General features: G+C 55.1%; 15 protein-coding genes and 1 tRNA gene. 4 read left to right on the top strand and 12 right to left on the bottom strand.

Annotation, left to right across the window (positions count from 1 at the left end):
• The first annotated feature begins 113 nt into the window (after window positions 1-113).
• Window positions 114-1,076 (top strand): LysR substrate-binding domain-containing protein, encoded by a 963-nt coding sequence (locus CHU32_RS07035; RefSeq protein ID WP_103674806.1) that lies wholly within the window; start codon window positions 114-116, stop codon window positions 1,074-1,076.
• Between the two features lie 12 nt (window positions 1,077-1,088).
• Here CHU32_RS07035 and CHU32_RS07030 read toward each other — a convergent pair whose 3' ends face one another.
• The 9 genes from CHU32_RS07030 to CHU32_RS06990 form a co-directional block, all read right to left on the bottom strand.
• The gene (locus tag CHU32_RS07030) at window positions 1,089-2,018 is read right to left on the bottom strand and encodes a 2-hydroxyacid dehydrogenase (protein WP_245880192.1); all 930 of its coding nucleotides are present in this window, start codon (window positions 2,016-2,018) and stop codon (window positions 1,089-1,091) included.
• A complete protein-coding gene (locus CHU32_RS07025; RefSeq protein WP_103674805.1) occupies window positions 2,015-2,464 on the bottom strand; it encodes a type II 3-dehydroquinate dehydratase in 450 nt (149 codons plus the stop codon). The genes CHU32_RS07030 and CHU32_RS07025 overlap by 4 nt, the downstream gene beginning before the upstream one ends.
• Window positions 2,465-2,476: 12 nt before the next feature.
• Window positions 2,477-3,091 (bottom strand): glutathione S-transferase, encoded by a 615-nt coding sequence (locus CHU32_RS07020; protein ID WP_103674804.1) that lies wholly within the window; start codon window positions 3,089-3,091, stop codon window positions 2,477-2,479.
• Entirely contained in the window at window positions 3,088-4,083 is a 996-nt protein-coding gene (locus CHU32_RS07015; RefSeq protein WP_103674803.1) for an NAD(P)H-quinone oxidoreductase, read from the bottom strand. The genes CHU32_RS07020 and CHU32_RS07015 overlap by 4 nt, the downstream gene beginning before the upstream one ends.
• 6 nt (window positions 4,084-4,089) lie before the next feature.
• Window positions 4,090-5,238 carry an ABC transporter ATP-binding protein gene (locus CHU32_RS07010; RefSeq protein WP_103674802.1) on the bottom strand — a complete coding sequence of 383 codons (1,149 nt, stop codon included), beginning with the start codon at window positions 5,236-5,238 and terminating at the stop codon, window positions 4,090-4,092.
• A gap of 180 nt (window positions 5,239-5,418) precedes the next feature.
• Window positions 5,419-6,600 (bottom strand): acetylornithine deacetylase, encoded by a 1,182-nt coding sequence (gene argE / locus CHU32_RS07005; protein ID WP_245880191.1) that lies wholly within the window; start codon window positions 6,598-6,600, stop codon window positions 5,419-5,421.
• A complete protein-coding gene (locus CHU32_RS07000) occupies window positions 6,593-7,267 on the bottom strand; it encodes a DUF1028 domain-containing protein (RefSeq protein ID WP_103674801.1) in 675 nt (224 codons plus the stop codon). Before CHU32_RS07000 ends, argE begins: the two co-directional genes overlap by 8 nt.
• Before the next feature lie 3 nt (window positions 7,268-7,270).
• Window positions 7,271-7,705: a RidA family protein gene (locus CHU32_RS06995; protein ID WP_103674800.1), complete on the bottom strand. Its 435-nt coding sequence runs from the start codon at window positions 7,703-7,705 to the stop codon at window positions 7,271-7,273.
• A 252-nt stretch (window positions 7,706-7,957) separates the two neighbouring features.
• Window positions 7,958-8,878, bottom strand: coding sequence for a LysR family transcriptional regulator (locus CHU32_RS06990; RefSeq protein WP_103674799.1), 921 nt, complete (start codon window positions 8,876-8,878; stop codon window positions 7,958-7,960).
• A 155-nt stretch (window positions 8,879-9,033) separates the two neighbouring features.
• Here CHU32_RS06990 and CHU32_RS06985 point away from each other — a divergent pair, with 155 nt between their 5' ends.
• Window positions 9,034-10,545, top strand: a complete 1,512-nt coding sequence (locus tag CHU32_RS06985) for a sulfatase-like hydrolase/transferase (RefSeq protein ID WP_218113705.1) — start codon at window positions 9,034-9,036, stop codon at window positions 10,543-10,545.
• A gap of 22 nt (window positions 10,546-10,567) precedes the next feature.
• Window positions 10,568-11,911, top strand: coding sequence for an MFS transporter (locus CHU32_RS06980; RefSeq protein WP_218113704.1), 1,344 nt, complete (start codon window positions 10,568-10,570; stop codon window positions 11,909-11,911).
• Between the two features lie 102 nt (window positions 11,912-12,013).
• Here the strand turns inward: CHU32_RS06980 and CHU32_RS06975 are convergent.
• The 3 genes from CHU32_RS06975 to proB form a co-directional block, all read right to left on the bottom strand.
• A tRNA-Thr gene (locus CHU32_RS06975) sits at window positions 12,014-12,089 on the bottom strand.
• A 117-nt stretch (window positions 12,090-12,206) separates the two neighbouring features.
• Window positions 12,207-13,457 (bottom strand): glutamate-5-semialdehyde dehydrogenase, encoded by a 1,251-nt coding sequence (proA, locus tag CHU32_RS06970; protein WP_103674797.1) that lies wholly within the window; start codon window positions 13,455-13,457, stop codon window positions 12,207-12,209.
• A 10-nt stretch (window positions 13,458-13,467) separates the two neighbouring features.
• Window positions 13,468-14,571: a glutamate 5-kinase gene (gene proB, locus CHU32_RS06965; RefSeq protein WP_103674796.1), complete on the bottom strand. Its 1,104-nt coding sequence runs from the start codon at window positions 14,569-14,571 to the stop codon at window positions 13,468-13,470.
• Window positions 14,572-14,861: 290 nt separating this feature from the next.
• Between proB and phoE the strand changes: the two genes are divergently transcribed.
• Window positions 14,862-15,929, top strand: coding sequence for a phosphoporin PhoE (gene phoE, locus CHU32_RS06960; RefSeq protein ID WP_103675044.1), 1,068 nt, complete (start codon window positions 14,862-14,864; stop codon window positions 15,927-15,929).
• The last annotated feature ends 9 nt before the right edge of the window (window positions 15,930-15,938 follow it).

Genomic DNA, 15,938 nt, shown 5'->3' with positions numbered 1-15,938 from the left:
CTGGCAGGGGATTATGCTGTTATTTGGCTTTTGGCATGATAAATGCAGGTTTATCTGCACTATTAGAATGACTGGCGCGACATGATTGCGTCAGCGATCTCAGGAGAACCTGCATGCTCAGTCGCATTACCCAGCGTCAGCTGGAATATTTTGTCGCCTCCGGCGAGGCGGGCAGCATTATTGGCGCAGCGGAACGTATCCATGTTTCCTCGCCGTCGATTTCTGCTGCCATCACCCATATTGAATCTGAACTGGGCGTGCAGCTTTTTGTACGTCATCACGCTCAGGGCGTATCGCTGACCGCCATCGGTCATCAGGTTCTGAAAGAGGCAAAGCTCATTCTGGAGCAGATGTTGAACCTTTATACTATTGCCTCGGAATCGATGAACAATGTGCGCGGCCCGCTGCGCGTGGGCTGCCTGGATACGCTGGCCCCGATGCTGACGCCTGAACTGGTGTTCGGCTATGGCCGCGCGTTTCCCGGCGTGCGCATTACGCTGGTGGAAGGCAATCATGAACAGTTGCTGAAACAGTTGCGCACCGCCGATATCGACATCGCCCTGACCTACGATTTAGTCCCGGCCAGTGATATCGCCTTTACCTCGCTGGCGCAGCTGCCGCCGTATGTGATGGTGGGGGAACATCACCCGCTGGCGACGCACCCGGCGGTGTCAATTCAGGAGCTGGCGGCAATGCCGATGGTGTTGCTGGATATGCCGTGGAGCCGGGAGTATTTTCTTGGGCTGTTTAGCGAGGCGGGCGTCACGCCGAATGTGGTGATGCGTTCCGGCAATATGGAAGTGGTGCGGGCGATGGTGGCAAACGGCGTGGGGTTCGGCATTGCCAACGTGCGCCCGAAAGCGCATTTGTCGCAGGATGGCAAACGTCTGATCCGCGTGCGGCTGGCGGGCGTCAACCGGCCAATGCAGCTCGGTTACGCGACCGTGGCCCATACGCAGCACTCGATGGTGGTAAACGCCTTCGCCGAGCGCTGCCGCATGTTTATCTCCGACCAGTATATTCCCGGCATGGCCGCACCGAGCTATTTCGATCCGCAGGTCGTGCGGGTGGCGTAACGCAGACGCATGTTAATAGCCTCGCGCCGGAAATACCTGGTTGGTGACGGATTCACCGCGTGCGGCGCGCCGGATGTTTTCAGCGACCTGCTGTGCGGCACTGGCCGGCAGGGCTACCGATGCCAGATGTGGGGTGATCAGTACGTTGTCCATCTGCCACAGCGGATCGTGCGGCGGCAGCGGTTCGCGGTCAAAGACGTCCAGCGTCGCTTCAGCAATCTGCCCTGAACGCAACGCCGCCGTCAGCGCCGCCTGATCGACAATCGCCCCACGCGACACATTAATGAACGCGGCACCCGGTGGGAGGTGCGCCAGCCGCTCTGCGCTGAGCAAGCCGCTCGTCTGCGGCGTGAGCGGCAGCATCACCACCAGAATGTCGCTCTGGCTGAGAAAATCATCCAACGATCCCTGTCCGCTGGTACAGCGAATACCGGCTATGTCTTTTTGCGAACGCGACCAGCCGCGCACGTCAAAGCCCTGCCGCGCCAGTTCCCGCGCCGCATACGAACCCAGTTCTCCCAGTCCCAGCACCCCGACACGGATGCTGGAAGTCGCACGTGGATGCAGATAATGCCAGCGCTGTTCACGCTGCGCGCGCTCAAAGGCCGGGATATCCCGCGCGTAACGCAGCACGGCAAACAGTACATAACTGGCCATCATCCGGGCCATATCCGGATCGGACAGGCGAATAATCGGGATATCCGGCAGATCGTCGCGCCCTACCAGTGAATCGACGCCCGCACCAAGATTCACCAGTAGTTTGAGATGCCGGTAAGGCGCAAAGAAACCCTGTGGCGGTTTCCATGCCAGCGCATAGTGCACGTCATCAGGATTTTGCACCGTTTCGGCGCGGCAAATCGTCACGCCAGGCAGATGCGGTGCAAGTAAGGCTGACCATTCGTCGAAACTGTCGAATTCGCTGTAAAACACTAATGTACTCATACGGCGCGGCTTTCCAGCAGGTTGACCACCGCATCGATCGCCAGTTCGTAGCCGATCACGCCCAGCCCGGCGATCACCCCGGTTGCGGCTTTCGATACCATAGAGTGATGACGAAACGGCTCGCGTTTCCAGATGTTGCTCATATGCGTTTCAATGATTGGACCATCAAACATCAGCAATGCATCAAGAATAGGCACTGAACTGTAGGTCAGGCCCGCTGCGTTGATGATTACCCCCGCTGCATTCTGACGTGCTTCCTGGAGCCAGTCGACCAGTACGCCTTCGTGATTGCTCTGGCGAAACTGCAACATCATCCCGTGCGATTCAGCGCGTTGCCGACAGCGCTCGCCAATGCTGGCGAAACTGTCGCTGCCGTAGGTACCGTTTTTATCCAGCCCGTATAAATTGGCGTTCGGCCCATTGAGAAAATAGATCTGCTGTGACATACATCCTCCTGATTAAACGTGTGGACGGGTCGCGACCATGGCCGGATGCGCATCGAAGACGGCGAACCAGGCGGCAGTCAGCGGATGGCTGGCGCGCCAGTCGAGTTCGGCAAAGCGGAAGTCGAGATAGCCGAGCGCACAGCCGATGGCAATGAGGCCGATATCATTGGGCCGATGGCTAAAATCGCTGACCTGGCGTTCAATGTCCGCCAGCGCAGCGGCGACTTTTTTCAGTTGCGCGTCCGCCCAGTCCGGCCACTGCTTTTCAGGCGGACGGGTGCTGAACTCGTAACGCGCCAGCAGAGCCGCATCAATTACCCCATCGCCCAGCGCCTGCCGTGCCAGACTTTGCCAGCGCGCCTCTCCCTGTTGCGGGAATAAATCACCCTGCGCACGCGCGTTGAGGTATTCGCAAATCACCCGGCTGTCGTAAAGACAGATGCCGCTTTCGGTGCGCAGCGCCGGTACTTTTGCCAGCGGATTAAACGCGGCGATACGTTCGTCGCGCACAACTGGATGGGCGGCGGAATCCAGCCGCTCGATTTCATCAGCCAGCCCGAGCACGGTCGCGCAGACCATGACTTTGCGCACATACGCGGAGGTGGAAGCAAAAAAGAGCGGCATCATGACGCCACCTGTAGCAGCACTTTGCCGATGTTGGCGTTGGCTTCCAGGAGACGATGCGCATCTGCGGCTTGCGCTAACGGTAGCGTTTGGTAGAGGATCGGCGCGATTTTACCGGCGGCGATCAGCGGCAAAAGATGTTTGTTGATGCACTGCGCCAGTCGCGTTTTCTCGCTTGCGCTTTTCGGACGTAGGGTAGAAGAGGTCAGGCTTAGTCCCTTGCGCATCACCAGTTGCAGATCGAGTTCAATCTTCGCCCCCTGCATAAAGGAAAGACTGACATGCCGCCCTCCCGGCGCTAATACGCTCAGGTTACGCGCCACGTAATCGCCCCCGACGTTATCCAGCACCACATCCACGCCGCGTCCCTGGGTTTCGTCAGCAATCACTGCAACAAAATCTTCGCTGTGACGGTTGATGGCGCGCCAGACGCCGAGCTGGCGCAACGCCACCACCTTCTCTGAGCCGCCCGCCGTCGCCACCACCCGCGCCCCACACGCCTGCGCGCATTGAATGGCAAAGGTTCCGACGCCGCTGGCCGCACCGTGGATCAGGACGGTTTCGCCCGGCTGCAAACGCCCCAGTTCAAACAGGTTATGCCACACGGTAAATGCCGCTTCCGGCACGCCCGCCGCCTGCGCGAGCGGCAGAGTTTCCGGCACGGTTAAACAGAGATCGGCGCGTGCCACGCAGTAGTCGGCATAACCACCGCCGTTGAGCAGTGCCATTACCGGGGTGCCCAGCGCAGGAGAGTCAACCCCCGCGCCCAGCGCCGCCACGGTGCCGGACACTTCCAGCCCCAGCACATCGGTGATTCCCGGCGGCAAAGGCATACCGTTGCGTTGCAGGATGTCGGGACGGTTCACACCGGCGCTGGCAACGCGGATCAGTACCTCACCCGCACCAGGCTGCGGCACCTTGCGCTGCACAAGTTCTAACACTTCAGCGCCGCCCGGCTGGCGCGCAATAATCGCATTCATCATTTCAGGTATCATCGGCGCTTACTCCTGTTTCGCGGCGCTAAACGCGCACACGCCTTCGTCATCCACTTTGACGCCGACCAGGCTGCCGACGGGCCAACGCGCCAGCGAATGCAGGCCGGACTGGCGGGCAAACAGCGAGGCGCTGCCAAGCGCAGGAACATCAAGATGCACATCGACATGATCCCCCTGAAAAACATGGGCGATCACCGTGGCGCTGAGCAGCGAGTGCGGATTAAGCGGTGCTAACTGAATATTTTCCGGACGCACGTAGACGTCAAGCCGCTCGCCAGGCATGGCCTGTACGCGTTCCGCCGGCAGACGCAGCACATTGCCGCCCAATTCCAGTATCGCCGCGCCGTCGCGTCCGGCGTAGCGCCCTGGCAGGATGTTCACATCGCCCACAAAGCCCGCGACAAACGGGTCCTGCGGATGACGATAAATGGCATCCGGCGTACCGATCTGCCGGACATGGCCTGCCGACATCACCACGACGCGATCGCTCATGCTGAGCGCTTCCCCCTGATCGTGGGTTACGAACACGGTAGTGACGCCAAGCTTGCGCTGGATGGCTTTCAACTCAACCTGCATCGACAAGCGCAGGTTTTTATCCAGCGCGGAGAAGGGTTCATCCAGCAGCAGCACTTTGGGCCGGATCACCAGCGCACGCGCCAGCGCCACGCGCTGTTGCTGACCACCCGACAGTTCGCGTGGCTTGCGGTGGCCGTAACCAGCAAGCTTCACCAGCGCCAGCGCCTGCTCAACGCGTTCGGCGATTTCGGCCTTTGGCACGCCGCGCATCCGCAGCCCGTAGCCCACATTTTTCTCGACCGTCATATGCGGGAACAGGGCGTAGTTCTGAAATACAATGCCGATTTCACGCTGCCAGGGCGGGATATCCGTCACCAGATCGCCATCAATGAAGATCTCGCCGCCGTCCGCTTCAGCGAAACCCGCCATCAGATTCAGCAGCGTGGTCTTGCCGCAGCCTGAGGGGCCGAGCAGGGTAATAAACTCCCCTTCCGCAATCGTCAGGGAAATTTTGTGTAAGGCGATGGCGTCGCCAAAGCGTTTCAATACGCCGTCAAGCCGTACGGCAACGTTCGCGTTGTTCACGACCGGATGCAGCGTTTCGGGCTGCGGGAATGTAGTGACTTCTGCACTTACCATGGGATCTCCAGAGACGGGCTATCAAATGCGTGTCACCAGCATACGGTGTAAGGGCACATCACGCGGTTAGTGCTTCCTGAAGCTGGCGTTTGGAAAAGGTAAAGCAGAGCGAAAAGGTGAAGCCGTGCGGGCGGAGGTCGGCCCGGGGCGCGCCCTCCGGTAATTTCTGTTGCGATCGTTTCATGCTTTTTGACACATCCAGGCAGCAAGTCGGCGCAAAAGGCCATCGCAGGCATCCAACTGTTCGACAGTAATGAACTCATCGGGTTTGTGGCCCTGCACCATACTGCCCGGCCCACATATCACGCTGGGGATGCCTGCCTGATGAAATAATCCACCTTCTGTCCCGAAGGCGACGGTGCTGAAGGCGTCAGAGCCCGTAAGATGCGCAAGCAGTTGCGCAGCGGCGCTGTGTGGCGCGGTGTCCAGGCCGGGATAACCGCTAATGGGAGAAAAGCGGATCGTGGTATCGCGATTGACGGCGTGCATCTGCGGCAGTAGTTCGCGCTGTGCGTAGCGTTCCAGCGCCCGGGCCACCTCCTGCGCGTCATCCTGCGGCAGGGTGCGCACTTCGAAGTCAAACTGACACTCGGCAGGCACGATATTCAGCGCCCGTCCCCCCTGGATCACGCCGGTTTGCACCGTGGTGAAGGGCGGGTCAAAACGCGCATCCTGACGTTGTGGCGCAGCCAGCCGTTGCCCCATTAGGGTAAGATGGTGGATAAGCTTCGCGGCATATTCAATAGCATTCACGCCCTGCGGCGCATAGGCTGAATGGCAGGCCGCGCCCTGCACTTCACAGCGTATGGCAAGCTTGCCCTTGTGGCCAATCACCGGCTTTAATTCAGTGGGTTCACCAATCAGGCAGATAGCGGGCTTTTCCGGGAGACGGGACAGCGCGTCCAGTAAGGTACGTACGCCAAGGCATCCCACTTCCTCGTCATACGAAATCGCCAGGTGTAACGGTTGCGTCAGCGGCTGCGCCAGAAAATGCGGCACCGCCGCCAGTACGCAGGCGATAAAGCCTTTCATGTCCGCCGTGCCGCGGCCGTACAGTTTGCCGTCTCGCCCGGTCAGCGTAAAAGGGGGCATGCTCCAGTTTTGCCCGTCGACCGGCACCACATCGCTGTGGCCGGAGAGCATAACACCGCCGTTCCCTGCCGGGCCAAGCCGTGCATAGAGATTGGCTTTGCTGCGCTCGTCGTTGTGAATAATCTCGCAGTTGACGCCAAGTCCGGCTAAATAGCCCTTAACAAACTCAATCAGCGCCAGGTTAGATTCGCGGCTGGTGGTATCAAACGCCACCAGTTGTTCCAGCAGTTCGCGACTGGTCATCGTCAGCTCTCTCTTGCCGTTATTCATCGCCCGGTACGCCGTAACCCGGCGCGCTGCGAGGATCGAGCGCTCGTGTTATATAGTCCTGCATCTGCGGTTTATAGGCTTGCCAGAGCTGGTGGAGTTCATCAATGGGATCGCCGTCAGTCCAGTCAACGCGTAGATCGACAATCGGCCAGACGGGAGCATCCACAATCGACAGCGCCACCGAATGCAGTGGGCCAGCTTCTCCGCCAGCTCCAAGCCCGGCCTGCATCGCGGCAATAAGCCTGTCAGCAAGATGCCCTGAATGCTGCTCGAAAGCGTTCACCATCTCGGTAATAACCTGCGGACTCGCCAGCATATTGCCCGCCGCCACGCAGTTTTCCCCGGACAGCGCGTTGTGGATGCCCAGCGTCTTTTCGCCACTGTAGAACGCGGTCTGGCCGTCGGTCGTCATTACGGTGACCTGCCGGTACATGGAATAGTCATCCGTCTCCAGCCCGCCCTTCAGCGCGGTTTCGGCACGCTCGCCCTGTTGCAGGCGATCGAGAATACGCGGCCCCAGCGCCGGTAAGGTGATGTTTTGGGTGGATACCGCGCCAACCTCGCTGCGCAGCCAGGGACAACGCGCGCCTACCGCAATACTGGAAGAACTAATTGCAATCCCCATCTGCCCGGTGTGCGCACAACGTCCGATAATCGATAATGTCATGATTTATCCTCCTGCTGGCGGCTGCCATCCGTCCGGGATCACGGCGATCACATCAATTTCCATCAGCCACTGCGGCTGCCCCAGCCCGGAAATCACCAGCCCGGTGGAGATCGGAAACACACCTTTCAGCCATTTGCCAACGACCTGATAAACCGGCTCGCGGTAGCGGGGGTCGATGATATAGGTGGTAGTTTTAACGATATGCGACAGATCGCTGCCCGCCTCTTCCAGCAGTTGTTTAACGTTCTTCATCGCCTGCTCTGCCTGGGCCGCCGGATCGCCAAGCCCCACCAGGTTGCCGTCAAAGTCGGTGCCAATCTGACCACGGACATAAACGGTATTGCCTGCACGAACGGCCTGACAAAGATCGTTATCCAGCGACTGATTGGGGTAGGTTTCTTTGGTATTAAATTTGCGAATGCGGGTATGTGTGCTCATGTCTGCCTGCCAGGATAATGGATTCCCCGCCAGGTATACCTTTTCAGGCGCGACAAACAAAACAGCATAATCTGAGGCGTTAGTTTAGAAAATGCGAAGAGCTGCGGGTATGCGATACCACATGGGTTTCAGAGTAGTACAAACGCGCCTTCAGTCGGTGTTATGACGCTTAACAATGAGAATATCGGCAGACAAGAAGATCTACTATTACGCAAATGAATGCCCATCGGAAGACATGGGGAGCACGCATGCTTATCGCGCCGTTAGTAATTCCTTTTCCCGTTTTATCCTGGCGCTAACTTGCCTGGCGGTATGGACAAAATGACTCACCAGCGTGTTATTTCGGCCATCGCGCCAGGCAACATTTAACAGAGCATGAGGGGAATCAATGCCTGTTATGGGACGGTAGACCACGCCATGATTATTGTTTTGCGCTACCGATAGCGGCAAAAAGGCCAGCCCCATGCCAGCGCCAACGAGGCTCAGCATGGCATGCAGTTGATTGACCTCCTGAACCACTATTGGCGACATACCGTGGCGGGCAAAGATAGCGTCCCAGTTACTGTAGATATACTTTGCTTTCTCTTTTGAGGTAAAAAGAAATTTTTCCTGAATCAGCGCCCGAATATGAACCTCATCTTGCGCAGCCAGTTCGTGTTCTTTATGCATCGCCACGACATAGGGTTCCTGGAGTATGGTCAGCGCGCGCATCCAGTCCATCTCATAAATTGGCCGTAATAAACCAATATCAATACGATCGTTTCGCAGCGCATCAAATTGCTCGGCTGATGTCATTTCATGCAGCACCATTTCAACATCAGGGAAGGATTTACGAAATTGCATCACCACTGGCGAAAGTAAGCTAAATGGAGCGGCATCAACATATGCGACGGCGATTTTTCCAACCTGTCCCCGCGCGGCGCGGCGGGCGGTTTCTGCTGCCCTGGTCATATCAGCGATCACTTTCTGGGCTTCCGGTAAAAAAACATGTCCGCACTCAGACAACCGCACGCTGCGCCGGGTACGTTCAAAAAGCGCCACTCCCAGTTCTTTTTCGAGACGGGCAATTTGCTGGCTCAGCGCCGACTGCGTAATGTGCAATCGGATGGCTGCCCGGCTGAATTGCAGCTCTTCAGCCAGCACCACAAATGACGTTAAATTTTTTTGATCCATAACTGTGACCTGGATGTAATTAAATGATGAATAATTAGCAAATCTAATTTGTAGCTCATTTTTTATTACATATTCTTTTTAATGGCAACGATTCACCAGGGAAAACTTTTTCGTTGCCGGTAATGAAATCCATAACCTATTGAAAGAGTATAAAAATGAGTGAGAACACCCAACAGATGTCGAGCGCGCCAGCCAAACGTCCCCATGTACTGTTTATCACCGTAGATCAGTGGCCAGGGCATTTGTTCGGTTTTGCAGGCAATCCATTTATTGAAACGCCCACTATTGATAACCTGGCGCGATCCGGAGTCAGCTTTCCAAACACCTGGTCTCCCTGCCCAATTTGTATCCCCGCGCGCAGAACAATTATGACTGGCTCCACCTCCAGAAAGCATGGCGATCGGATTTTCCAGCCTGCCCTGCCAATGCCGGATATGCCTACGCTGGCGGGCGTATTTACCCGCGCCGGTTATCAGACGTCTGCAACCGGCAAACTGCATGTTTATCCCACACGCGACCGTATTGGTTTCGAAGAAGCTTTTATTGCCGAGGAAGGTCGTAGCCATCTGGGAGGAGTGGACGATTATGAAATTTTCCTGGCGGAAAATGGCTGTGCCGGTCAGCAGTTTATGCATGGTATGAGTAACAACGAATACAGCTGGCGGACATGGCATCTGGACGAAAAGCTGCATATGACCAACTGGATCACCCAGACGGCTGCGAAAAATATCCGCCGCCGCGATCCGGGCCGCCCGGGATTCTGGTATGTTTCTTATACTCAACCGCATCCACCGATTGTCCCGCTCAGCGCCTACTTCGACCGGTATCGCCAGCGTAATATTGACGGTCCTCGTCAGAGTGAATGGTCACAGGCGAAGGATCTTCCTTATGCACTTGCCATTAATCAACACCTCAAACCGCCTTTGCCGCCAGAGCAATACAACGATATGCGTCGCGCGTTTTATGCGCAGTGTACCCATATCGATCACCAGATCCGCCTGCTGATCGGTTCGCTGCGCGAAGAAGGCATTCTGGATGACACCATCATTGTCTTTACCAGTGACCACGGCGATATGCTTGGCGATCACGGCATGTATGCCAAACGCTATTTTTATCAGGGCTCCGCGCAAGTGCCGATGATTGTCGTGGACAGAGCAAACTCAACGCGTATTCAACCCGGCAGCGTAGATAATCGCCTGGTGGGGTTACAGGATATTATGCCAACCCTGCTGACACTGTGTGATATCGACGTGCCGGAGAGTTGCGACGGTCTTCCTGTAATTGGCGAGCAGCAACGCAGCACCTTCTATGGTGAGAGCCTTGAAGGGCCGCTGGCAAGCCGAATGTTGACCGACGGGCGTTATAAACTGCTCTGGTACCCGGCAGGAAACCACTTCCAGCTGTTTGACTTACTCAACGATCCTGGCGAGCAGCACGATCTTTACCCACAGAAAGCATTACAAGAAGTGAGTACACGCCTGCAAGAAGCCTTGCTGCATGAACTGTACGGCAGCGATTTGGCGTGGATTAAAAACGGTGAATTTGTCGGCTGCGAGGCACCTGAATTTGTGACGCCCGTTAATAGAGGGCTGTCCGGTCAACGCGGTATTCACTTTCCTCCGCTGGCCACCTCGTCCGATCCGGGACAGGTTGTCGGTTTCGGCTAATACAATAAAAAGGTAGAACATTATGTCACAGGAAACCTCTCTTAAGCCTATGGACAAATTACAGACGGACAATGAAGAAACGCAAAAAACATTCACCAAAATTGCGTGGCGATTATTGCCATTTTTAATCTTGTGCTATTTCGCTGCGTTTCTTGATCGGGTTAATGTCGGATTCGCCGCCTTGACCATGCGTGAAGATATTGGTTTATCCGCAACTGCCTTTGGTCTCGGAAGCGGTATCTTTTTTATTAGTTATTTTATATTTGAAGTACCCAGCAATCTGATGTTAGCCAGAGTAGGTGCCCGACGCTGGATCGCCCGTATTATGATCACATGGGGTCTGTTATCGGCCTGCACAGCCTTTGTATGGGATGCAAAATCTTTTCTGGCACTGCGTTTTCTGCTTGGGGCGGCTGAAGCCGGTTTCTATCCGGGAATATTGTATTATCTGACGCAGTGGTTCCCTGACAAACGCCGCGCACAGATTGTCGGCTTTCTTCTGCTCTCCAACCCGCTGGCAACCATTATTGGTGGGCCGGTATCAGGTTTAATTCTGGCGGGCGGAGCGCATAGCGGGCTTGAAGGATGGCAGTGGCTTTTCATTATTGAAGCCTTCCCGGCCATTATTCTCGGCGTTATTGTTTTATTACGCCTGCCGGAAAAAGTGGAAGATGTCAGCTGGCTGACGTCAGAGGAAAAACGGGCCGCACGCAACGCGCTGGATGATGATTTAAGCCAGCGTAAGCGTAAATCCAGCATTGAAGTATCGCGTATCTTTTTTCATCCGCTGGTGCTCAGCCTGGCGCTTATTTTCCTCGGTATTTCAATGACCAATGCTACGGTCAACTTCTGGCTTCCCCAGCTGATTAAAAATGCAGGCTTTTCATTTGTTGCTACCGGCTTCCTTTCCGTGATCCCTTATATCGGTGCCGTCATCGCGTTGCTCTGGTGGGGTAAACGCTCGGATCGTCGCAATGAGCGCGTATTTCATATCGTTGCGCCGCTACTGCTGGCCATTGCCGGTATTACGATTACCGCCTTCAGCAAAGGCGCATTATTGAATGTTATCGGGCTGACGATGGCTTCAACAGGTCTGTTTGCGGTATTACCTGTGTTCTGGACGCTTCCCCCTTTATTTATGGTAGGCTCGGCGGCGGCAGGCGGCATCGCCGTTATCAACTCTATCGGTAATCTTGGCGGCTTTTTTGGCCCTACGGCAATGGGTTATGTCAAAGATCTTACCGACGATTTTGGCATGGGTTTACTGGTCAATATTGTAATGCTGTCCATAAGCCTGATTGTGGTGCTGGTATTCGCGGCGAAAACCGGTTTGCAGAAGGGAAAAATATCCGCCCATAAACGGTAGCAAGCCTGCGATTTAAACGTCGGCAGCTGATACTTAGCTATATAATGGAAAATAAGTATGCAGTGAAAGGGAGCCAGCGTATCTGTAACTCATTGAATTCTGTGGTGCCGATAATAGGAGTCGAACCTACGACCTTCGCATTACGAATGCGCTGCTCTACCAACTGAGCTATATCGGCCCTGAGGAGGGAATGACCTGCCAGCGGCAAATCACGGTGTAGAAGGTTAAAACTAACCGGGCGATGCGTCAATAGTCATATGAATCAACCGACTATTTTTGCGTCACCCGGCTGCATTTAAGCACGAATGGTATCGTCGCCGTAGCCAATCCACTTGTAGGTAGTCAGGGCTTCGAGTCCCATCGGGCCGCGCGCGTGCAGTTTTTGCGTGCTGACCGCGACTTCGGCCCCGAGGCCAAACTGGCCGCCGTCGGTGAAGCGAGTGGAGGCATTAACGTACACGGCAGAGGAATCGACTTCGTTAACGAAACGATCGGCATTACGCAGCGTGCGCGTGAGGATGGCGTCAGAGTGCTGCGTGCCGTGCTGGCGGATATGGGCGATGGCATCATCAATATCAACTACTACGACAACATTGAGATCCAGAGATAAAAACTCGTTGTCCAGCTCTTCTGATTTCAGTGGAACAAGTTTAGCCGGGCCTTTGAGCACCTGCATTACGATTTCATCACCGTGTAACGTGACCCCACATATTGCCATTCTCTGGCTGAGCGCGGGCAAAAAGCGTTCTGCAATCTCCTGATGCACCAGCACTGTTTCAACCGTATTACAGGTGCTCGGGCGTTGGGTTTTGGCATTAACGAGAATGTCGAGAGCCGGGAAAATCTCTGCGGAATCATCAACAAAAATATGGCACACGCCAATGCCGCCAGTGATCACCGGAATAGTGGACTGCTCACGACACAGTTTGTGCAATCCAGCGCCACCGCGCGGGATCAGCATGTCGATATACTTGTCCATGCGCAGCATCTCATTAACCAGCGCACGATCCGGGCTTTCAATCGCCTGCACGGCACCGGCAGGCAAACCACACTCTTCCAGCGCCTGCTGAATCACCTTCACCGTGGCGGCATTGGTGCGCCACGTCTCTTTACCGCCGCGCAGGATAGCGGCGTTACCGGTTTTCAGGCACAGAGAGGCGACATCAACGGTGACGTTCGGACGCGCTTCATAAATAACGCCGATGACGCCCAATGGCACGCGACGACGTTCAAGACGCAGACCGCTGTCCAGCAGTCCGCCATCAATAACCTGACCCACCGGATCGGCCAGCTGGCAAACCTGGCGAACATCGTTGGCTATTGCACTGAGCCGCGCCGGGTTCAGCGCCAGACGATCGAGCATCGCGTCACTGAGACCATTACGGCGCGCTTCCAGCAGATCCTGCTCGTTAGCCGTCAGAATTTGCGGCGCTTCCGCTTCCAGGTAATCAGCAATTTTTTCCAGAACGCGGTTTTTCTCTTTACTGCCGAGCAGCGCCAGCTGGTAAGACGCTGCCTTAGCGGCCTTACCCATTTGTTCCAGCATACTTCGCTCCTTAGCGGGTGATCATATCGTCGCGATGAACCGCCACCGGGCCATATTCATAGCCGAGAATAGCGTCAATCTGTTGAGAGTGGTGACCGGCAATACGGCGCAATGCGTCGCTGTTATAGCGGCTGACGCCGTGAGCAATATCGCGCCCCTCAAGACTACGGATGCGGATCACTTCACCACGGGAAAAGTTTCCTGTCACGCTTTTAATGCCTTTAGGAAGCAATGAGCTACCGCGTTCCAGAATGGCGGAGGTGGCTCCCTCATCAACGGTAATTTCACCTGCGGGCGGCGCACCGAAAATCCAGCGTTTGCGGTTTTCCAGCGGAGATTCCTGAGCATGAAAACGCGTACCGACAGAAATATTCTCCATCACATCGCCGATCACGCCAGGGCGGCTTCCGGCAGCGATGATGGTGTCGATACCTGCGCGGCAGGCAACGTCGGCCGCCTGCAGTTTAGTACCCATACCGCCGGTTCCCAGCCCCGACACGCTGTCACCCGCAATGGCACGCAGAGCGTCATCAATGCTGTAGACATTTTCAATCAGTTCAGCATCGGGGTTGTTGCGCGGATCGGCAGTATAGAGGCCCTGCTGATCGGTGAGCAGTAGCAGTTTATCAGCCCCAGCCAGAATGGCCGCCAGGGCAGAGAGGTTATCGTTGTCGCCGACTTTGATTTCGGTGGTCGCGACGGCGTCATTTTCATTGATGACCGGCACAATGTTGTTGTCGAGCAGCGCACGCAGAGTGTCGCGCGCGTTAAGGAAACGCTCGCGGTCTTCCATGTCGGCGCGGGTCAGCAGCATTTGTCCGATATGAATGCCATAAATGGAAAAAAGCTGCTCCCAGAGCTGGATCAGGCGGCTCTGCCCTACCGCGGCCAGCAGTTGCTTAGAGGCGATAGTGGCCGGAAGCTCCGGATAACCAAGATGCTCGCGTCCGGCAGCGATCGCGCCAGAAGTCACGATAACGATGCGGTGCCCTGCCGCGTGCAGCTGCGCGCACTGGCGCACCAGTTCAACAATATGGGCCCGGTTCAGGCGGCGCGATCCGCCCGTTAACACGCTGGTGCCCAGTTTTACCACCAGCGTCTGGCTGTCACTCATCATTTCCTGCCGTATACATATTAGAAATTGGTATCAGGCAAACGTTGTAACAGGAGTAAGGCCGCTTGCCAACTATGGCAGCATCCGCCATGACATTTTGTTGCGCAGGATCAGCAAGCGTAACGGCAGAGAGTGACAACTTCATTACAATCATAATTAAAGTGAATATTTTAGAAATATTCTGAAACTGTCATAAATCTTTCATCCATAAACGTTAAAACCCTTCATGTTTTCAACGGGGCAGTGGCCCGATGTTTATTAGCGCGTCTTTCAAAGAAGCAGGGTTAAAAATGAAAAAGAGCATTTTGGCATTAGTGGTAATGGGTGTTGCAGCGTCCTCAGCAGTCAATGCAGCTGAAGTTTATAATAAGAACAGCAATAAACTTGATGTCTATGGCAAAGTAAAAGCCATGCATTACTTCACTGATAACGACAGCAAAGATGGTGATCAAACTTACGTTCGTTTTGGTTTTAAAGGTGAAACACAAATTAATGACCAGTTGACCGGTTTTGGCCGCTGGGAAGCAGAATTTGCCGGTAACAAAGAAGAAGGCAACAGCAGCTCACAGAAAACACGTCTGGCCTTCGCGGGTCTGAAATTCAGTCAGTTTGGCTCCATTGATTATGGTCGCAACCTTGGCGCGCTGTACGACGTGGAAGCGTGGACCGATATGTTCCCTGAACTTGGCGGCGACTCTTCCGGTCAGACCGACAACTTTATGACCAAACGTTCCAGCGGGCTGGCTACGTACCGTAATACCGACTTCTTCGGGGCGATTGACGGTCTGGATTTAACCCTCCAGTATCAGGGTAAAAACGAAGGTCGTAGCGACGTCAAAAAACAGAATGGCGATGGGGTTGGTACCTCTCTGACCTATGATTTCGGCGGCAGCGATTTTGCCATCAGCGGTGCGTACACCAACTCTGATCGTACTGACGATCAGCAGAATCTGGCGCTGGCTCCGCGCGGTCACGGCGATAAAGCGGAAGCGTGGGCAACTGGTCTGAAATATGATGCTAATAATATTTATCTGGCAGCAATGTATGCTGAAACACGAAATATGACCCCGATCTCCGGCGGTTTTGCCAATAAAGCACAACACTTTGAAGCTGTCGCACAGTATCAGTTTGACTTTGGTCTTCGTCCGTCTTTGGGCTATGTCCAGTCTAAAGGCAAAGATATTGAAGGTGTGGGTGATGAAGATCTCGTGAAATATATTGACGTCGGTGCAACCTATTATTTCAACAAAAACATGTCGGCATTTACAGAATATAAAATTAACCAGCTGGATGACGATAACAAACTCGGCATTAATAGCGATGATATCGTGGTCGTTGGTCTGACTTATCAGTTCTGATAACGTTAA

The sequence above is a fragment of the Superficieibacter electus genome (assembly GCF_002915575.1).
Lineage (GTDB): Bacteria > Pseudomonadota > Gammaproteobacteria > Enterobacterales > Enterobacteriaceae > Superficieibacter > Superficieibacter electus.
This window is presented reverse-complemented; position numbering and strand designations above follow the sequence as displayed.